Origin of the sequence: Micromonospora sp. NPDC049107 (genome assembly GCF_040648595.1) — a bacterium.
In the GTDB taxonomy this organism is placed as follows: Bacteria; Actinomycetota; Actinomycetes; order Mycobacteriales; family Micromonosporaceae; genus Micromonospora.
On record NZ_JBEZEC010000007.1, the window covers coordinates 19078 to 35129 of the forward strand.

The 16052-nt window shown below is 71.7% G+C and carries 16 protein-coding genes; 8 read left to right on the forward strand and 8 right to left on the reverse strand.

What is annotated here, in order from left to right; all coding sequences use genetic code 11:
- The first annotated feature begins 129 nt into the window (after nucleotides 1-129).
- Nucleotides 130-2550, forward strand: a complete 2421-nt coding sequence (locus AB0B55_RS17980) for a M28 family peptidase (RefSeq protein ID WP_357172285.1) — start codon at nucleotides 130-132, stop codon at nucleotides 2548-2550.
- A gap of 69 nt (nucleotides 2551-2619) precedes the next feature.
- On the opposite strand, the gene AB0B55_RS17985 is transcribed toward AB0B55_RS17980, so the two are convergent.
- A complete protein-coding gene (locus AB0B55_RS17985; protein WP_357134400.1) occupies nucleotides 2620-3111 on the reverse strand; it encodes a hypothetical protein in 492 nt (163 codons plus the stop codon).
- Between the two features lie 284 nt (nucleotides 3112-3395).
- Here AB0B55_RS17985 and AB0B55_RS17990 point away from each other — a divergent pair, with 284 nt between their 5' ends.
- Nucleotides 3396-5543 carry a tetratricopeptide repeat protein gene (locus AB0B55_RS17990; RefSeq protein WP_357172287.1) on the forward strand — a complete coding sequence of 716 codons (2148 nt, stop codon included), beginning with the start codon at nucleotides 3396-3398 and terminating at the stop codon, nucleotides 5541-5543.
- Nucleotides 5544-5547: 4 nt separating this feature from the next.
- Here the strand turns inward: AB0B55_RS17990 and AB0B55_RS17995 are convergent, their stop codons facing one another.
- Together AB0B55_RS17995 and AB0B55_RS18000 are read right to left on the reverse strand one after the other, a co-directional pair.
- Complete coding sequence (locus AB0B55_RS17995; protein ID WP_357172288.1) at nucleotides 5548-6489, reverse strand: threonine/serine dehydratase; 942 nt, start codon at nucleotides 6487-6489, stop codon at nucleotides 5548-5550.
- Nucleotides 6490-6505: 16 nt separating this feature from the next.
- Complete coding sequence (locus AB0B55_RS18000; RefSeq protein WP_357134406.1) at nucleotides 6506-7306, reverse strand: hypothetical protein; 801 nt, start codon at nucleotides 7304-7306, stop codon at nucleotides 6506-6508.
- A 302-nt stretch (nucleotides 7307-7608) separates the two neighbouring features.
- Between AB0B55_RS18000 and AB0B55_RS18005 the strand changes: the two genes are divergently transcribed.
- Together AB0B55_RS18005 and AB0B55_RS18010 are read left to right on the forward strand one after the other, a co-directional pair.
- A complete protein-coding gene (locus tag AB0B55_RS18005; protein ID WP_355053517.1) occupies nucleotides 7609-7785 on the forward strand; it encodes a hypothetical protein in 177 nt (58 codons plus the stop codon).
- A 175-nt stretch (nucleotides 7786-7960) separates the two neighbouring features.
- A complete protein-coding gene (locus AB0B55_RS18010; protein WP_357172291.1) occupies nucleotides 7961-8776 on the forward strand; it encodes a hypothetical protein in 816 nt (271 codons plus the stop codon).
- 147 nt (nucleotides 8777-8923) lie between these two features.
- Here AB0B55_RS18010 and AB0B55_RS18015 read toward each other — a convergent pair whose 3' ends face one another.
- Nucleotides 8924-9151: a hypothetical protein gene (locus AB0B55_RS18015; RefSeq protein WP_357172294.1), complete on the reverse strand. Its 228-nt coding sequence runs from the start codon at nucleotides 9149-9151 to the stop codon at nucleotides 8924-8926.
- 353 nt (nucleotides 9152-9504) lie between these two features.
- On the opposite strand from AB0B55_RS18015, the gene AB0B55_RS18020 reads away from it, so the two are divergent.
- On the forward strand, nucleotides 9505-10674 hold the full coding sequence (locus AB0B55_RS18020; protein ID WP_357172297.1) for a helix-turn-helix domain-containing protein: 1170 nt from the start codon (nucleotides 9505-9507) through the stop codon (nucleotides 10672-10674).
- A 52-nt stretch (nucleotides 10675-10726) separates the two neighbouring features.
- Here the strand turns inward: AB0B55_RS18020 and AB0B55_RS18025 are convergent, their stop codons facing one another.
- The gene (locus tag AB0B55_RS18025; protein WP_357172300.1) at nucleotides 10727-11203 is read right to left on the reverse strand and encodes a DUF4279 domain-containing protein; all 477 of its coding nucleotides are present in this window, start codon (nucleotides 11201-11203) and stop codon (nucleotides 10727-10729) included.
- Between the two features lie 60 nt (nucleotides 11204-11263).
- Between AB0B55_RS18025 and AB0B55_RS18030 the strand changes: the two genes are divergently transcribed.
- Nucleotides 11264-11833 (forward strand): AAA family ATPase, encoded by a 570-nt coding sequence (locus tag AB0B55_RS18030; RefSeq protein WP_357172302.1) that lies wholly within the window; start codon nucleotides 11264-11266, stop codon nucleotides 11831-11833.
- Between the two features lie 78 nt (nucleotides 11834-11911).
- Here AB0B55_RS18030 and AB0B55_RS18035 read toward each other — a convergent pair whose 3' ends face one another.
- From AB0B55_RS18035 to AB0B55_RS18045, 3 genes are all read right to left on the reverse strand, one after another.
- Nucleotides 11912-12166 (reverse strand): Smr/MutS family protein, encoded by a 255-nt coding sequence (locus tag AB0B55_RS18035; RefSeq protein ID WP_088987488.1) that lies wholly within the window; start codon nucleotides 12164-12166, stop codon nucleotides 11912-11914.
- Between the two features lie 287 nt (nucleotides 12167-12453).
- Nucleotides 12454-12822 carry a tetratricopeptide repeat protein gene (locus AB0B55_RS18040; protein ID WP_234582401.1) on the reverse strand — a complete coding sequence of 123 codons (369 nt, stop codon included), beginning with the start codon at nucleotides 12820-12822 and terminating at the stop codon, nucleotides 12454-12456.
- 89 nt (nucleotides 12823-12911) lie between these two features.
- A complete protein-coding gene (locus tag AB0B55_RS18045) occupies nucleotides 12912-13682 on the reverse strand; it encodes an ROK family protein (protein ID WP_357134451.1) in 771 nt (256 codons plus the stop codon).
- A 62-nt stretch (nucleotides 13683-13744) separates the two neighbouring features.
- On the opposite strand from AB0B55_RS18045, the gene AB0B55_RS18050 reads away from it, so the two are divergent.
- Both AB0B55_RS18050 and AB0B55_RS18055 read left to right on the forward strand, forming a co-directional pair.
- Nucleotides 13745-15382 carry an ABC-F family ATP-binding cassette domain-containing protein gene (locus AB0B55_RS18050; protein ID WP_357172305.1) on the forward strand — a complete coding sequence of 546 codons (1638 nt, stop codon included), beginning with the start codon at nucleotides 13745-13747 and terminating at the stop codon, nucleotides 15380-15382.
- Entirely contained in the window at nucleotides 15382-15729 is a 348-nt protein-coding gene (locus AB0B55_RS18055) for a hypothetical protein (protein WP_357134453.1), read from the forward strand. Before AB0B55_RS18050 ends, AB0B55_RS18055 begins: the two co-directional genes overlap by 1 nt.
- Nucleotides 15730-16052 lie beyond the last annotated feature (323 nt).

Sequence of the window (16052 nt, forward strand, 5' to 3'; positions counted from 1 at the left end):
TCACTGCCGTCGGGGGGAATCGGGGACCGAGCGGACGCGACGATCCGGGTACGCCCGGCCATCCCCCTCCCACCCGCCGACCGGCAGGATGGTGCCACCCCCAGGCCCCACCACCTTCGAGGAGTTCGGATGGGCGCACCCCCCACCCCCGTCACGGCGGACGTACCGCTCAAGGCGCCTCCGCGCGTACCCCCTGCCGACCGCGCGCTGACCCGACCGCGACGGCGCCTTGCGGCCGCCGCGGCGGCGCTGGTCGCGCTGGCGGCCGTCGGCGCCGGCAGCCTGCTCGACCTGCGGACCCCGGCGCCACGGCCGGCGGACGCGCCGACGGGCGAGTTCAGCGCCGCCCGGGCGTACGCGGACGTCCAGGTGATCGCGGCCCGGTCGCACGTCGCCGGCAGCCCCGCCAACGAGCAGGTTCGCGCGCACGTCGAGCAGAAGCTGCGCGGCCTGGGCCTGGAGACGCAGGTGCAGGACACCGTCGCGCCGGAGGCCGGCCAGCTCAGTGGGGCGGCCGGCGGCGCGACCTTCGCCCGGGTCCGCAACGTGGTGGCCCGGCTGCCCGGGACGGATCCGACGGGCCGGGTGTTCCTGGTCGCCCACTACGACTCGGTGCAGACCGGACCGGGCGGCAACGACGACGCGGCCGGCACCTCGGCCATCCTCGAGGTGGCCCGCGCGCTGTCCACCGGCCCACGGCCCCGCAACGACGTCGTCTTCGTGCTGACGGACGCCGAGGAGGCGTGCCTCTGCGGCGCGGCGGCGTTCGCCGCGAGCAACCCGCTCGCCGCCGACGGCGGCGTGGTGCTCAACCTTGAGGCGCGCGGTTCCACCGGTCCGGTGATCATGTTCGAGACCTCGAAGAACAACGCGAAGCTGGTGGACGTCTTCGGTCGGGCCGCACCCCACCCGGTGGGCACCTCGTTCGCGGTGGAGATCTATCGGGCGCTGCCCAACGACACCGACTTCACCGCCTTCCTCGATCAGAAGTTCGTCGGGTTGAACTCGGCCTACATCGACGGCGGCGCGATCTACCACACGCCGCTGGACACGCCGGCCGCCCTGGACCGGGGCAGCCTCCAGCAGCACGGGGACAACGCGCTGGGCCTGGCCCGGGAGTTCGGCGCGGTCGACCTGACCGACCTGCGCTCCGGGCACGACGCCACCTACTTCCCACTGCCGGGCGGGTTGGCCCGCTACCCGGGCTGGCTCGTCCTGCCGCTGGCCCTGCTCGCGGTGCTCGCGGTAGCGGCGCTGGGTTGGTTGACCCGCCGCAGCGGACGGGCCAGCACCGGCCGACTGGTCGCCGGTTTCGGCCTCGCCCTCGTACCGATCGTGGCCGCGCCGGTCGCCGCCCAACTGCTCTGGTTGGCGATCACCACGATCCGGCCGGGCTACGCGGAGCTGCTCGACCCGTACCGCCCGATCTGGTACCGGATGGCCGTGCTGGCGCTCGCCACCGCGATCGTCTTCACCTGGTACGCGCTGACCCGCCGCCGGATCGGCCCGGCCGCGCTGGCCGTGGGCGGTCTGGCCTGGCTGGCCCTGCTCGGGGTGCTGCTCGCCGTGGCGGTACCCGGCGGGGCGTACCTGACCACCCTGCCGGCCCTGGCCGGCGCCCTCGGCGGCCTGGTCGCGCTGCGTACCCGGCAGACCGGGCCGTGGCCGGTGGTGGCGGTGACCGCCGCCGCCGCGGTCGGCGTCGTGATCCTCCTGCCGACGGTGGTACTGCTCTTCCCCGCGCTGGGGATGGCGATGGGCGGGGTGGCCGCGCTTGTCGCGGTGCTGCTCGGCCTGACCGCGCTACCGGTGGTCGACCTGCTGCATCCGCAGGCCGGCGGGCAGCGCGGCCTGCTGGCGCTGCGGGCCCGGCGACGCGCCGCGCTGCCGGCCGGCGCCGCCGCCGTGGCGGCGTTGGTGCTCGCCGGGGTCGGGCTGGTCGTGGACCGCTTCGACGCCGCCCATCCCGCGCCCACCCACCTGATGTACGCCATGGACGCCGGCACCGGGCAGGCCCGCTGGCTGAGCCACGAGACCGACCCGCAGCCGTGGACGGACGGCTACGTCGACGGGGTGGCCAGCGTGGCGGACGACTTCCCCGGCCTCGGCGACGGTGAGCTGCGGGTCGGCCCGGCCCAGGCGGCCAGCCTGCCGGCGCCGAAGCTCGACGTGCTGGCCGACACCAGTGCCGGCGGTGAACGCACGCTGCGGCTGCGCCTCACTCCGCAGCGGGCGGTCCGCCTCGCCACCCTGCACGTCGACACGACGACCGCCACCGTGCTGCGCGCCGAGGTCGCCGGGCGCGCGGCGCCGGTGGAGCCGCGCGCGGGCAGGTGGGGGTTCGGTCTGGTCTTCCACGCCCCGCCACCGGAGGGCGTCGAGGTCACGCTGACGCTGCGACCGATCGCCGCGCAGGTGGCGCTGCGGGCGATGGACGCCAGCGACGGGCTGGACGCGCTGCCCGGCTTCCGGCCCCGGCCGCCGGCCGTCGGTGTCGTGGGGTCGCACAGCTCCGAGATGCTGGCCGTCGCCCGCACATATCCGATCTGAGAAAGACAAACCGGTGGTTCGGCGGCCGATGCGTGTCGCCGAACCACCGGTTTGTGAATCGTGTTTCCGTCAGTTCACCGGTTCGGGTTGACCGGAGCCGATACGCCGCCACCGGTTTCCGTCGTGATCGGTGAAGGTCAGCTCCACCAGAACGCTGTCGGTCGCCGCGTGCAGCCGACGCGCGGCAGCGACCGTGACGAACAGTTCCGCGCTTTTCCGGCCGTGAATGCGTCCGACCTGTTTCGCGCCGGCGAGGTCGACGGGCGGGCCGTCCGGATCCTCGGACGGCACCAGTCGCGGCAGTACCGTCACATCGAGCACCGGCGCGTCACTCTCGTTGGTCACGGTCACCCGCAGCACCGCGTTGCCCCGGATCTCGGTGACCGTGGAGACCAGCCGGGCCTGGGTGGCCCGGACCCGCATCTCGTCGACGCGACGGGCGCGGATCTCCCGGCGCAGACCGAGGTACACGAAGAGCACACTCGCGATCGAGCCGAGCGCGCCGAACCAGTCCGGCACCGAACCCCAGTCGGCCACATCGTCGTACGGCAACCAGTTCATGCGTCCATCGTGGATGCCCCGCGCGAACGCCGAGGACGGCGGATCGGTTCGAATGGCCGACGAATTGTAAATGGCGGTGTCGATTCCGGTCGGTCGGGTGACCTAAACGGAGAGTGTGCAACCCAGTACGGCGGTGGATACCCTTGCGGTTGACGTAGGGCGGGTGACGACCCCTCCGAATGTCCATCCAGTGGACATGATCTCTTCTGCCACCCGCCGCGCCGCAATTTCGCCACCGAAGGGGGACCGCATTGACTGCGGACGTTCCACCCGAGGATGCGGGCGTGCGCCGGCCGGCCTACGACCGACCGAGCCGCGTCTCCGTCGACCCGCCACTCGGGCGCCTGGACAGCCCACTGCACGGCCGCGACGACCTGATCGACGAGATCATGCATCCGGCGGACACCGACGGGGAAGAGCCGTCGGTGCACATCCTGTGCGGCATGGGCGGCTCCGGCAAGAGTCACGTGGCCCTGGAGATAGCGCGTCGGGCCCGCGCGGACGGCCGTACCGTCTGGTGGGTGCAGGCCGGCCGGCTGAACTCCGGGATGCGCGAGGTGGTCAGCCAGCTCGGCGCGTCCGAGAGCCAGGTCGACCAGGCCTGGTCCGGCATGATCAGCGCCACCGACCTGGTCTGGCGCTACCTCAACCACGCCCGACAGCCGTGGCTGCTGATCTTCGACAGCGCGGACGAGCCCGCCACGCTCGGCCCCACCGACGGCGTGCTCGCCGACGGCACCGGTTGGCTGCGCAGGCCGGAAGCCGAGGACGGCATGGTCCTGGTGACCACCCGGGACGGCAACCGGGCCACCTGGGGCACCTGGTCGACCCTGCACCAGGTGCGTCCACTCGACGCCGATGCCGGAGCGCAGGTGCTCATCGACCGCGCCGGCGCGCAGGCCGGCGGCCTCGACGACGCCCGTGAACTGGCGCGCGACCTGGGCGGGTTGCCACTGGCCCTGCGGGCCGCCGGCAACTACCTGCGGTCGGTCAACGCCAGCCCGGTCTGGCGCGGCTCCTCCACCATCACCGCCTTCGCCGACTACCGCCGGGCGGTGGAACGCCGTTTCCGCGCGCCGCTCGACGCCCCCGACGTCGACCTCGACGAATCACTCGGCCTGGAGATCGTCCGCGAGGTCGACGACATCTCCCTGGACCTGCTGGCCCGCCGCGGGCTCGAGCAGAGCCGGCCGCTGCTCAACGTGCTGGCCTGCCTGAGCATCTCCCCGGTGCCCTACGAGGTGGTCCTCAAGCCGGCCATCCTGGCCGGATCGCCCCTGTTCGAAGGGCTGACCGCCCGGCAGCGGGTGAAGGTGCTGGAGGGCATCGGCGACCTCGCCCTGGTCGACTTCGACGTCCAGGAGGACGTCACCGACCCGGCGTTCGCGCACGTGCTGTCGTTGCACCCGCTGGTGCACGCGATGTTCCGCGACCGCGACGAGGTCCGCGAGCAGATCGCCGAGTACCACGGCGTGGTGATGAAGCTGCTGCTCGCCGCCACCGAGGGCCAGAATCCGGACGATCCGACCGTCTGGTCGAACTGGGACGTACTCGTGCCGCACCTGGTCGAGGCTGTGCGTGAATATCTGGCGCCGAAACACAAGCACGACCCCGAGACGGTACGCCGGGCGCTGGAACTGACCCGGCTCACCGCCCGCTACCTCATCGCCGTCGGCCTGCCCGGTTCGGCCTTCGACATCCTCGACCCGATCGTGCGCGGCTGCGCCTCGTACGACCATGAGCTGGACCGGCCCGAGGTGCTGGCGCTGCGCCACGAGCTGGGCCGCACCTGGCTGGAGCGTAACCAGCCGGAGATGGCCGACCGGGTGCTGCGCGACGTGATCGCCGACCGCACCCGGGTGCTGGGCAGCGGCGACCCCGACACCCTCGCCAGCCGGCACAAACTCGCCAAGGCGATCATGGCGCAGCGTCAGTGGCCGGAGGCCGAGTCGGAACTACGACAGATCGTCGCCGCGGAGCAACAGGTACGCGGCCCCGAGCACTGGGAGACCATGGTCGTGCGGCACAGCCTCGCGCTGGCCGTCCTCGCCCAGCACCGCGCCCCCGAGGCGGAGGAGATGCTGCACGCGGTCCTGGAGGTTCGGTACCGGCGGTGGCCGTCGAACCAGCCGGAAACGTGGCAGGCCCGGCACACGCTGGCCCGATGCCTGCAGGAGCAGGGCCGCCTCGCCGAGGCGGAGGCCGAGCTGCGGGCGACCCTGGCCACCGTGGATCCCCGACACGCCGACCGCAGCGAGGTGCTCGCCATCCGGGCCACCCTCGCCGTGGTGCTCCTGCTCGACGGGAGGGTCGACGAGGCGATCGACGTGTACGAGCGCCTGTTGGCCGACCGACGGCGGCTGCTCGGGGACTTCCACCTGGACACCCTCCAGGTGGAACATGCGCTGCGCCGCCTGCGCAACGGCGGGTGAGGAGTCAGTGGGGCGCTGACGGGCCCAGGTCACTCGGGTCGGTGTTGCCACCGCAGACGATCACCGCGACCCGCTCCCCCGCCCTGGGCACGTACGCCCCGCCGACCAGCGCGGCCAACGCGGCGGAGCCGCCCAACTCGGCGGCGACCCGCAGCTCCGACCAGAGCAGACGACGCGCGCGGGTCAGGTCGTCGTCGCGTACCAGCACCGAGACCACACCGGTACGACGGGCCGTGTCGAAGGCGATCTCGCCGATCCGGCGGGCGCCCAGCGAGTCCGTGGCGATACCGCCCACCTCGATGTCGACGGGCCGGCCCGCCTTCAGGGCGGCGTTCAGGGTGGGGATCTGCTCCGGCTCGACGGCGACGACACGCACCGACCCGTCGAACCAGGTGGCGATGCCGGACACCAGCCCACCGCCACCGACCGCGACCAGCACGGTGTCGACCCCGCCGAGCTGGCGTTCCAACTCCCGGCCCACGGTCCCCTGCCCGGCCACCACCTCCGGCTGGTCGTAGGCGTGCACCACGAGCGCGCCGGTCTCGGCGGCCCGCTCGGTGCTGGCCGCCAACGCCTCGGCGTAGTGCTGACCCACCTGCCGTACCTGCGCGCCCAGGCCGGCCAGCCGCTGCACCTTGACCGGCGAGGCGGTGACCGGCACGAAGACCTCCGCCGGCACGCCCAGCGAACGGGCCGCGTACGCGACGGCGAGGCCGTGGTTGCCCCCCGAGGCGGCGATCACCCCGGCCGACGGCAGCGGCCCCTGGAGCATCCGGTTGAACGCTCCCCGCGGCTTGAACGAACCGGTGTGCTGGTGCAGCTCCAGCTTGAGGCTGAGCAACCCGGGGACGCCCAGGTCGGCGCCGTCGACCGTGATGACCGGCGTCTCCCGGACCCGCCCCTCGACCCGCGCCGCAGCCGCCTCGACGTCGCTTCTGTCCACCATGGGGAAACGCCCTTCACTACGACCAGAGAGCCAGTCGACCGTCGTCGGTGAGCCCGACGAAACATCCTATGGAGATTCGCCGGCCATCCGTCGCCGGACGCACCGTGTGATAGTGGCGCGGGTCGAAGAGGAATCCCTCTCCCAACGTCGGCCGCAACGTCAACGACTGCGTACCGTCGGCCACCGACTCCCGGTAGCCGTACCCGCCGGGGATCCGCAGGTCCTCGTCGTCCGGCTGCCACCGGCGACGCCACAGCACCGTCTCCCCGCCCCTGGGCGGCACCTGGACGTAGATGTTGAACGCCAACTGGGCCACCACCTCGCTGTCGAGCAGCCGGCCGGCGTACTCCCGGACCGCGTCATCGAAGTGCACCTGAAGGCCGGCGTTGATCTCACGGACGATGCCGACATGCATCTGCCGGTCCTGCCGCCGCCCCGACGACACGTCCGGCCAGGCCGCCCGGAACGCGGCCAGGCACAGCTCGCGGGGCGAGTCCGGCAGGCCCAACGTGGACCAGCCCTTCTCCGCGGCGTCGGCCGCCGCCCAGTAGTCCTCGCGCAGCTCCCCACCATCGCGGTGGTCGTTGATGGCCGGGCCGAACTTCGCGACGACGGGAAACACGCGACTCTCGTCGTAGCGGTCCATCTCCGCGCCGGCGAGCGCGGTGGTGATGGCGTGGCAGCAGGCCGCCGGCAGCAGCCCCGGCACCCGGACGGCGGCGATCCGCCCGGCGACCAGACCGGCGACGTCCGCGCGGGTGATCGCTTCGGACTCGACGGCCACGAACAACGGGTCGGTTCTGCTCGGTTGTCGCACGGCGGTCCTCTCGTATCGAAGATCCCTCACCGGACACGTCGCGCCCTGCGGATCCGCGCACCGTGCACCGTGCAATGTAGCGAGCACCGGCAAATCCACCCGTCACCATTGATCGCGACGTATCTGGTGGACACTTTTGGCAGTTCGCGGGCGAGGTGGTGGACGCGCCGTTACCATCGGCCCAGCCGGGGGTACGACACCCAGAGCCGTACGGCGGATCGATTCCACCGATCGGAGAATGGTGGCGGCTCGCCGGCACGGTGCATGATGCGACTAGTTCGAATGGGACGAGGAGTTCGATTATGGCTGGCGCCGGCCCGACCGATCTTGACGCGTACGTCGACCGCCTCGAGATGGCGCGTCGAATAGCCCGGGAAATGATCGAGTCCGACCACCTCGCGCTGGAGCTGGCCGTTCGCCAGCGCCCGCAGTGCTGGTCCCGACGACCGGTCGCGCACACCTCCCGCACCGACGCCTGACCCCCACGCCGGCCCGCACCTCGGCCGCTGGCCGCGCCGTCCTCCGCGCGGATGATCGACTCCAGATCGGCGAACTGGGGGCGTCTTGCTGCGGGGATAGCCCCAGTTCGCCAAACTGGAGTGGATCACCCGACCGGGACCACGAAACCCGGCGCGGACGGGCAGGATGTCATCCATGCGCCGGCTCGCAACCGTTCTCTGCCTGCTGACTGTCGTCGTGCCGGGAGTGGCTGCCTGCGCGGCGCCGCAGACCCGGCCCGAAGACGCCGCACCGAGCGCGTCCGCCGCGTGGGACACCTACCAGGCCGAGGTGAGCGGCGTGACGCCCGGTCCGGGTGTCCGGGCGGTGATCGTGCAGGTCAAGGCGCTCGCTGGTGGCGATGGTTGCTCCCGCAACGTCCGGGTCGACAACCAGACCGAGGAGAACGGCGTCATCTTCGCCGACATCGTGGAGGAATCGGCCGGGTCCGCCACCGTGGGCGCCTGCCCGACCTCCGAGCCTGCCCAGGTGACCCTCACGTCGGCGGAGCCCATCGGCGACCGCCCGCTGTCGCTCAACCAGAAGACGTGGGCGCTGAAGAACGGCGCGTACAGCCGGTGTGACGAGCACCTTGGCTGCAAGCCACCGGAGGACCGCTGCGACCCGACCTGGACGCGTGCGGCCGTACGGGGGATGGACGTGTCCCGCCACTCGCAGGGCCACGTCGAAGCCTGCGACGGGAACTGGCTGATCATGACGGTGCCGGACGACCCGACGTCGTGCGGCGTCGAGCCGCGCCCCGGGTGCGAGGTGGACACCGCCGTACGGCGCTACTTCCTGCGTAACGAGCCGGCCGGTTGGTCGACCGTCACCCGCACCACGTCGGGCGGGTGCGGTGCGATCATCAAGGCGGCGCCGGCCTTTCCCCGCAAGCTCTGCGCCAAGCTGAAACCGACGATCCGGTTCGTCACCGCGGGTCCCCCGCTCCCGACCGGTAAGCCCGGCGGCTGACGCGAGTAGTCCGAATGGGACAAGCCCTGGTGGGCAACTTGAGCGCGGTGCTACCGCTGGCGGTGCGCGGCCTCCTCACGGCCAGCCTGTGACCGTGCGCCCAGTCGGAGTAGGACATGACCCCGTCGCCTGGGTGGACGCTGCCCATCAGCGCGTCCAGGCCACGAACCGCTCGTACAACTCGGCCGGCGCCACCTCGGGCAGCTCCACGACGACGACGAAGAGCAGCCCACTGACGTAGATGGAAAGGCCGATGCGGTCCCGCCCGTACGCCTCGGCCAGGCGCACCCACGCGGGATGGCACGGCCAGGGCGTGTCTGCCACACACGTCTGGCAGTGCCACTGCGGCCGGCGCGGCAGGTGCTCACCGTCCATCCGGCGATCGAGCGCTGACACCGACCGTTCAGCCCGATTGGCCCGCACAGTCTGCCGTTCTCCAGCCGTCACCGAGCCGCCCGCCCACGGTCGCGGTTGCCGTCCCGCACCGTGGTCCCGCACGCGCCGAACCGCTGTGGGTAACAGGTCGCTGCTCCGGTCACGTCCAGTTGGACCTGCCTCCGCCTGCTCCACCAGCGCTTGAACCGCTCCCGAATCGCCACCACGCCTCCCGCCGATCACTGCGTGTGCTCGTCCGATACACCGTGCGGCGGTACGCTCACATCGGTCGACGGGTTGCGCGTTGCCAATGCGCACCGGCAACCTGGCAACTCCGGTGGGAGGCGCGAGACATGCCAACATTCGGCGCCCGAATGCGGACAGCGCGGGAAGCGCGCGGGCTCAGCCTGGCCGCTCTCGCCGAGCTGCTGCCCGCCGACAAGGGTCACCTCTCACGGCTTGAGAACGGCCGTCGTCGACCGGGTGAGGATCTGGCCCGCCGGATCGACGACGTCCTGGCCGCTCGTGGGGAGCTGATCGCCTGCGCCGCCCTGGACATCGCCGCTGCCTCCGACATCCGGCCGTCGGAGACCGTCGAGCTGCTACATCGAATGCACGCCAGCGACACCGCCCCCGCCACCATCGAGACGTTGCAGGCGACCGTGACCGAGCTGTGCTGCCAGTACGGGTGGCGCGACGCCGGGGAACTCCGCGCCGAAGGTCAGGGTTGGCTGCGCGAGGTCGCCCGACTGCTACAGCGACCCACCGGGCTGCGGCAGCACCGCGAACTGCTGGTGTGCGCAGGCTGGCTGGCGCTGCTGATCGGCTGTGTCGAATACGACCTCGGCAAACGCGCCAGTGCCGAGGCCACCCGCACTGCCGCCCGTCAGCTCGGCGAGGAAGCCGGGCACGCCGGCATCACCGGCTGGGCGTGGGAGATGACGGCGTGGTTCGCACTCACCCAGTCCCGGCACGAGGCAGCGTTGACCGCCGCCCGAGCTGGGCAGGAAGCCGCCGGTCGACAGCGGGTGGGGGTGCAACTGATCGCACAGGAAGCCAAATCGCTGGCACGACTAGGCGACCTTGAGGGCGCGCGGACGGCGCTCGATCGAGGTCGGCGGCTCCTCGACGACCTCGGTGCGCCCGACCGACCCGACAACCACTTCGAGGTCGATCCCGGCAAATGGCTGTTCTACGCGATGGACGCCTACCGCCTCGCCGAACACGACACTCTCGCCAAGCACTACGCCAACGAGGTTCTGCGTCTCGGCACCGGATCGGACGGCACCGAGCGGTCACCCATGCGGATGGCCGAAGCCCGACTCACGCTCGCCGCCACAGCCCTGCGCGCTGGCGAGCTGGACCGGGCCGTCGAGGAGGGGGTGACGGCGTTCGCCGCTACTCGGCGGTCCCTGCCCTCGCTGCTGCTCGTCGCCGGTGAAGTTGACGTCGAACTTCACCGTCGCTACCCCCACGAGCAGGCCACCGCCGACTTCCGAGACGCGCTGAACGCCATTCGGTAGCCACATCCGCAAGCGCTGACGTCATCTCCGCCCTATCGCCGGCCTGGGCTCTTCATCCGTACAGGTACTCGTCCACGTCCAGTTCCGCCCGCGTGAGCCGGAGGAATTCCAGCACCTGGGCATTCAGGTGCCAGCCCAGCAACTGGTGTTGCCCCGCGAGTTTCTGCATGCCGTCGACGGGACTGGTCAGGTTTTCCTCCTCGCCGTCCGGGTGCTCGAACACCCGGACGACTTGCAGGACACTCGCACCGGGCACGTCATCGACGCGGTCCAGCTCAGCGGCAAGTTCCCCGATCCGCTCGGCGTGGTCGAACAGGCGATCCACGATCTCCGCAAGCTGTTCGTCCACGGTAAGTCCGGGCTTGCGACAGACGATCTTCCACCGATGAGCGGTGGGCCGAACCGGATCGCCCTGGCGACTGCCACGAACGAGCACCTCGTCGGGCTTGATGCCCAACCTGCTCGTGATCTCGGCCGCTGACACCCGGACGGAGGACAGCGCGAGGTACGCGTACTGGGATACGAGCATGCGGGCACTCTAGAGTCGCGGTAGGTACCAAGCCGATCCGGTCGAACTACCCTCATTGCCATGCCGCACCTGCACGCCGCCGATCCCCTGCCGTGGCGTCCCCGCCGCGTGCTGGTCGCCGGCACCTCGGGCGCCGGAAAGACGACCCTCGCCTCCCGCATCGCCACGTCGTTGCAAGCGCCGCACATTGAGATCGACGGCCTGTTCCACGGACCGTCGTGGACCAGACGGCCGTCCTTCGAAGACGACGTACGCCGCTTCAGCGCAGGTCCCTCCTGGGTGACCGAGTGGCAGTACAGGGCGGTACGCACCCATCTCGCCGACCTCGCCGACCTGGTGGTGTGGCTGGATCTGCCGAAGATCACCATGATGCGCCAGGTCGTCCGGCGGACCGTCGTACGCCGCCTTCGACGCCAACAGCTCTGGAACGGCAACGTGGAACCGCCGCTCTGGACCCTGTTCACCGACTCCGAGCACATCGTTCGCTGGGCGTGGAACACGCATCCTCAGACGGCCACACGTATCGAGGCCCTGTCGGCCCGGCGTCCGGACCTTCCCGTGGTTCACCTCCGCAGTCACGCAGCCGCCAATCGCTGGTTGCTCGGCCCACTGAGGGAAGCTCAGCCCTGAGAGTCGTGACCGTGGTTAAGGTGTCACGGTTCGACGGTCCGGGGCGTACGGAAGCGTCGGTCAGAGGCCATCACGCTGCTACTTCCAACGGAAGTGGACGAAGAGGCGGCCGAAGTTCTTCGAGTCCTTCTCGACCCGGTGGTAGAGCTGCTTGACGTCCTTCTGGTCGAGGAACCGCAGCACCCGCTTTTTGAGCTGCCCCGACCCCTTACCCGGGATGATCTCGACGAGGGTGGCCTTCTTCGCGACCGCCTCGTCCATGATCCCGCGCAGCGCGCGGTCGATGTCCTGGCCCTTGTTGAAGATGTCGTGCAGGTCCAGCTTGAGCTTCATGCCGCAGCCCCCGGCCGGTCAGGTCCCATGTCCGCCATCCTAGGGCCCGTTTCATGAGGACTGGCCGGCCTGCGGCGGGCCCGGACGACGACCGGCCGCGTTGCGGTTTCGTCCGGATACAACACCGGTATCCGGACGAAACCGCGCCTTGCCGGACCGCCGCCCGGACTCCGCCTCGACTCGACCGCCCTCATGAAACGGGCCCTGGGCACGCCCGTCGGCCCACCCACCAGACGAACGAAGGGGCGGCCCGTGGGACCGCCCCTTCCTCGTCACCAGGTCTCCGCTCAGCGGGTGCCGCCCACGCGGGTCTCCACCCGCTGGAGCGCGATCCGGTAGTCGTCGTTGGCCGCGTACATCGCGGCGGCGATCCGCAGGTGCCGCAGCGCGTCGGTGTGTCGGTTCAGCCGCTCCAGCGTCCGACCCAGCACGTGGTGCGCGTAGTGGTCGCTCGGGTCCCGGTCGACAAGTTCCCGCAACTGCTCCTCGGCCCGGTTGAGCTGGGCCGACTGGAAGTACGCCCGGGCCAGCAACTGCCGGACGGCCGCGTTGCCGGGCTCGGCGTCCACGATCGGCTCCAGCAGTCGGGCCGCTCCGCTCGGGTCACCGGTCTCGAAGAACATGGTCGCCCGTCGGTAGTCCGCCAGGAGATCCATCTGCCCACCTCCTCGGGTCGCGCCGTCACCTGTTCCGACGCTGGCACAACACTCGGCGTTTGGCGACTGTTCCCCGGGTCGAAATAGGGTCAGGTTCGGGCGTCCCGGCGGCCGGCGGACAGCTCCCAGGCCCGTACGCCGCCGACGATCCCCGCCGTGTTCGGCACCACCACCACGTCGTCGCCCATCCGGGCGAGTTGCTCCGGTCGGATCAGCCGCGAGTTGCCCCCGCCCAGGTAGAGCCGGTCCCACCGGAACACCGGTCGCAGCCCGTCCACGACCTGCCGGATCCGGCGGGACCAGAAGGCGTCCCCGAGTCGCCGCCGCTCCGGCTCGCCCACGTACGTGTCGTAGGTGGTGCCCCACCGCACGGGCGCGTGCGACAGCTCCAGGTGCGGCGCGAGGACGCCGCCGTCGAAGAGGGCGCTGCCCAACCCCGTTCCCAACGTCAACACCAGTTCACAGCCGGTACCGGCCACCACACCGGCCCCGTGCACCTCGGCGTCGTTGAGCACCAGCGCCGGCACCCCGAACGCGTCGGCGAGCGCACCGCGCGCGTCCCAGCCGGACCACTCGGCCAGCAGCTCCGGGTCGACCCGGGACCGGGGTCCGCTGCGGGTGACGTAGTGGGGGGTGGCCACCACGACGCCGTGCCGGATCATCCCGGGGACGCCGACGGTCAGCCGGTCGGCCGTGGGCAGTCGCCCACCGAGGTCCAGCAGGGTCCGCACGAACAGATCGGGCGGCAGCGGGTACGGGGTCGGCACCCGCAGCGGTCGGGCGCGCATCGTGCCGGCCTCGTCGAGCACCGACGCCTTGATGCCGCCACCACCGCAGTCGATCGCCAGTGTGGTCACCACGTCATGGAGTCTGCCCGCTCGCGGCCGGTCTCATGCGGGCGGCCCGATAGGCTGCCGTCCTGATGAGCGCCACGATGATCGTCAAGGACCTGGCCGCCGGGCACGGCGACCGCCCCCTCTTCGCCGGGTTGGACCTGGTGGTCGCCCCGGGCGACGTGGTCGGCCTGGTCGGGCCGAACGGGGCCGGGAAGTCGACGCTGCTGCGTACCCTCGCCGGGTTGTTGCCGGTCGAGGCCGGCACCGTGCGACTCAGCCCGCCCACCGCGAGCGTCGGGCACCTGCCGCAGGAGCCGGAGCGGCGGCCGGGCGAGACGGTACGGGAGTTCCTGGCCCGCCGGACCGGGGTGACCGGCGCGCAGGCGGCGCTGGACGCCGCGACCGAGGCGTTGACGGCCGGGTCGGCGGGCGCCGACGACGCGTACGGCGACGCGCTGGAGCGCTGGCTGGCCCTCGGCGGCGCGGACCTCGACGAACGCGCCGACCAGGTGAGCGCCGATCTGGGGCTCACGGTCGACCTGGACCACCTGATGACCGGGCTCTCCGGCGGTCAGGCGGCCCGGGCGGGGTTGGCGTCGCTGCTGCTCAGCCGGTACGACGTGTTCCTGCTCGACGAGCCGACCAACGACCTGGACCTGGCCGGGTTGGAGCGGCTGGAGGAGTTCGTCACCGGGCTGCGGGCCGGCACGGTGCTGGTCAGCCACGATCGGGAGTTCCTGACCCGCACGGTGACCCGGGTGCTGGAGCTGGACCTGCCGCAGCAGCAGGTCAACCACTACGGCGGCGGCTACGGGGCCTATCTGGAGGAGCGCGAGGTGGCGCGGCGGCACGCCCGCGCCGACTTCGAGGAGTACGCCGACACGAAGGCCGGTCTGGAGGCGCGGGCGCGTACCCAGCGCGGCTGGATGGAGAAGGGCGTGAAGAACGCCCGCCGCAAGGCCACCGACAACGACAAGATCGGCCGCAAGTTCCGGAGCGAGGCCACCGAGAAGCAGGCCGGCAAGGTCAAGCAGACCGAGCGGCTGATCGAACGGCTCGACGTGGTCGAGGAGCCCCGCAAGGAGTGGGAGCTGCGGATGGAGATCGCCGCCGCGCCCCGCGCCGGCGCGGTCGTGGCCACGCTGCGCAACGCGGTGGTACGCCGGGGAGCTTTCACCCTCGGGCCGGTCAACCTCCAGATCGACTGGGCGGACCGGGTCGCGGTTACCGGGGCGAACGGCTCCGGCAAGTCCACCCTGCTGGCCGCGCTGCTGGGGCGGCTGCCGGTGGACGAGGGCACCGCCTCGCTCGGGCCGGGCGTGGTGGTCGGTGAGGTGGACCAGGCCCGGGGGTTGTTCCTCGGCGACGCGCCGCTGATCGACGCGTTCCAGGCGGCCGTACCCCACATGTCGCCCGCGGACGCGCGGACCCTGCTGGCGAAGTTCGGGCTGCGCGCGGCGCACGTCCCCCGACCGGCGGCGACTCTCTCCCCCGGCGAGCGGACCCGGGCGGCACTGGCCCTGCTCCAGGGCCGTGGGGTCAACCTGCTCGTGTTGGACGAGCCCACCAACCATCTGGACCTGCCCGCCATCGAACAGCTCGAATCGGCGCTGGCCAGCTACCCCGGAACGCTGCTGCTGGTCACCCACGACCGGCGGATGCTGGCGGCCGTCGAGACCAACCGGCGGCTGCGGGTCGACGGTGGGCGGATCGCCGAGGATTGATGCCGGTCCACGGGCCGGCGCGGGGTGAGAATGACGCCATGCTCAAGTGGGAGTACGCCCTGCTGGTCCGCCGCCGCCAGGCCGCGACCAACGACCTCGGCTGGGAGGTCGTCTTCGTCTGGTACGGCCCGGACGGCTCGATGGTCGACGTCACGCCGTACGGCGACACGTCGCTGGCCCACCTCAACCGGGCCGGCGACCAGGGCTGGGAGCTGGTCGCGATGAGTGAGGACCCGTCGCTGCCCGGCAACCACGAACTGCACCGCTACCACCTCAAGCGGCCGAAGCCCGCCACTCCCCCACCCCGCCAGCGGATGCGCGGGGGTCGCCGGACGCTGTCGGGCTGACCTTCGACGGTGCCGGGCCGGGGCGGGCCTTGGGCCCGGAGCGCAGGCCCTGGACCCGGAGCGCGGGCCCTGGACCCGGAGCGCGGGCCTTGCGCCCGGAGCGCGGGCCTTGCGCCCGGAGCGCGGGCCTTGCGCCCGGAGCGCGGGCCTTGCGCCCGGAGCGCGGGCCTTGCGCCCGGAGCGCGGGCACTCCGACGGGTGTGATGACTGTGGGGCATCTTGATGCCGCACAGTCATCAGGCTCGACAGGTAGGTGCTCGGGACGCCCCGACACGCCCGTCGGCGGTCGCGCGACGGCGAAACGGGAATACCGGGCGCGTAGG

What these genes read in the sequence shown, in the direction of transcription:
- AB0B55_RS18055 (WP_357134453.1), top strand. Translation starts at nt 15,382, where the DNA reads ATGCCGGTCCACGGGCCGGCGCGGGGTGAGAATGACGCCATGCTCAAG.
- AB0B55_RS17995 (WP_357172288.1), bottom strand. Translation starts at nt 6,489, where the DNA reads ATGGTGGACAGAAGCGACGTCGAGGCGGCTGCGGCGCGGGTCGAGGGG.
- AB0B55_RS18020 (WP_357172297.1), top strand. Translation starts at nt 9,505, where the DNA reads ATGCCAACATTCGGCGCCCGAATGCGGACAGCGCGGGAAGCGCGCGGG.
- AB0B55_RS18015 (WP_357172294.1), bottom strand. Translation starts at nt 9,151, where the DNA reads ATGGACGGTGAGCACCTGCCGCGCCGGCCGCAGTGGCACTGCCAGACG.
- AB0B55_RS18035 (WP_088987488.1), bottom strand. Translation starts at nt 12,166, where the DNA reads ATGAAGCTCAAGCTGGACCTGCACGACATCTTCAACAAGGGCCAGGAC.
- AB0B55_RS18005 (WP_355053517.1), top strand. Translation starts at nt 7,609, where the DNA reads ATGGCTGGCGCCGGCCCGACCGATCTTGACGCGTACGTCGACCGCCTC.
- AB0B55_RS18040 (WP_234582401.1), bottom strand. Translation starts at nt 12,822, where the DNA reads ATGGATCTCCTGGCGGACTACCGACGGGCGACCATGTTCTTCGAGACC.
- AB0B55_RS17980 (WP_357172285.1), top strand. Translation starts at nt 130, where the DNA reads ATGGGCGCACCCCCCACCCCCGTCACGGCGGACGTACCGCTCAAGGCG.
- AB0B55_RS18030 (WP_357172302.1), top strand. Translation starts at nt 11,264, where the DNA reads ATGCCGCACCTGCACGCCGCCGATCCCCTGCCGTGGCGTCCCCGCCGC.
- AB0B55_RS18010 (WP_357172291.1), top strand. Translation starts at nt 7,961, where the DNA reads ATGCGCCGGCTCGCAACCGTTCTCTGCCTGCTGACTGTCGTCGTGCCG.
- AB0B55_RS18025 (WP_357172300.1), bottom strand. Translation starts at nt 11,203, where the DNA reads ATGCTCGTATCCCAGTACGCGTACCTCGCGCTGTCCTCCGTCCGGGTG.
- AB0B55_RS18050 (WP_357172305.1), top strand. Translation starts at nt 13,745, where the DNA reads ATGAGCGCCACGATGATCGTCAAGGACCTGGCCGCCGGGCACGGCGAC.
- AB0B55_RS17985 (WP_357134400.1), bottom strand. Translation starts at nt 3,111, where the DNA reads ATGAACTGGTTGCCGTACGACGATGTGGCCGACTGGGGTTCGGTGCCG.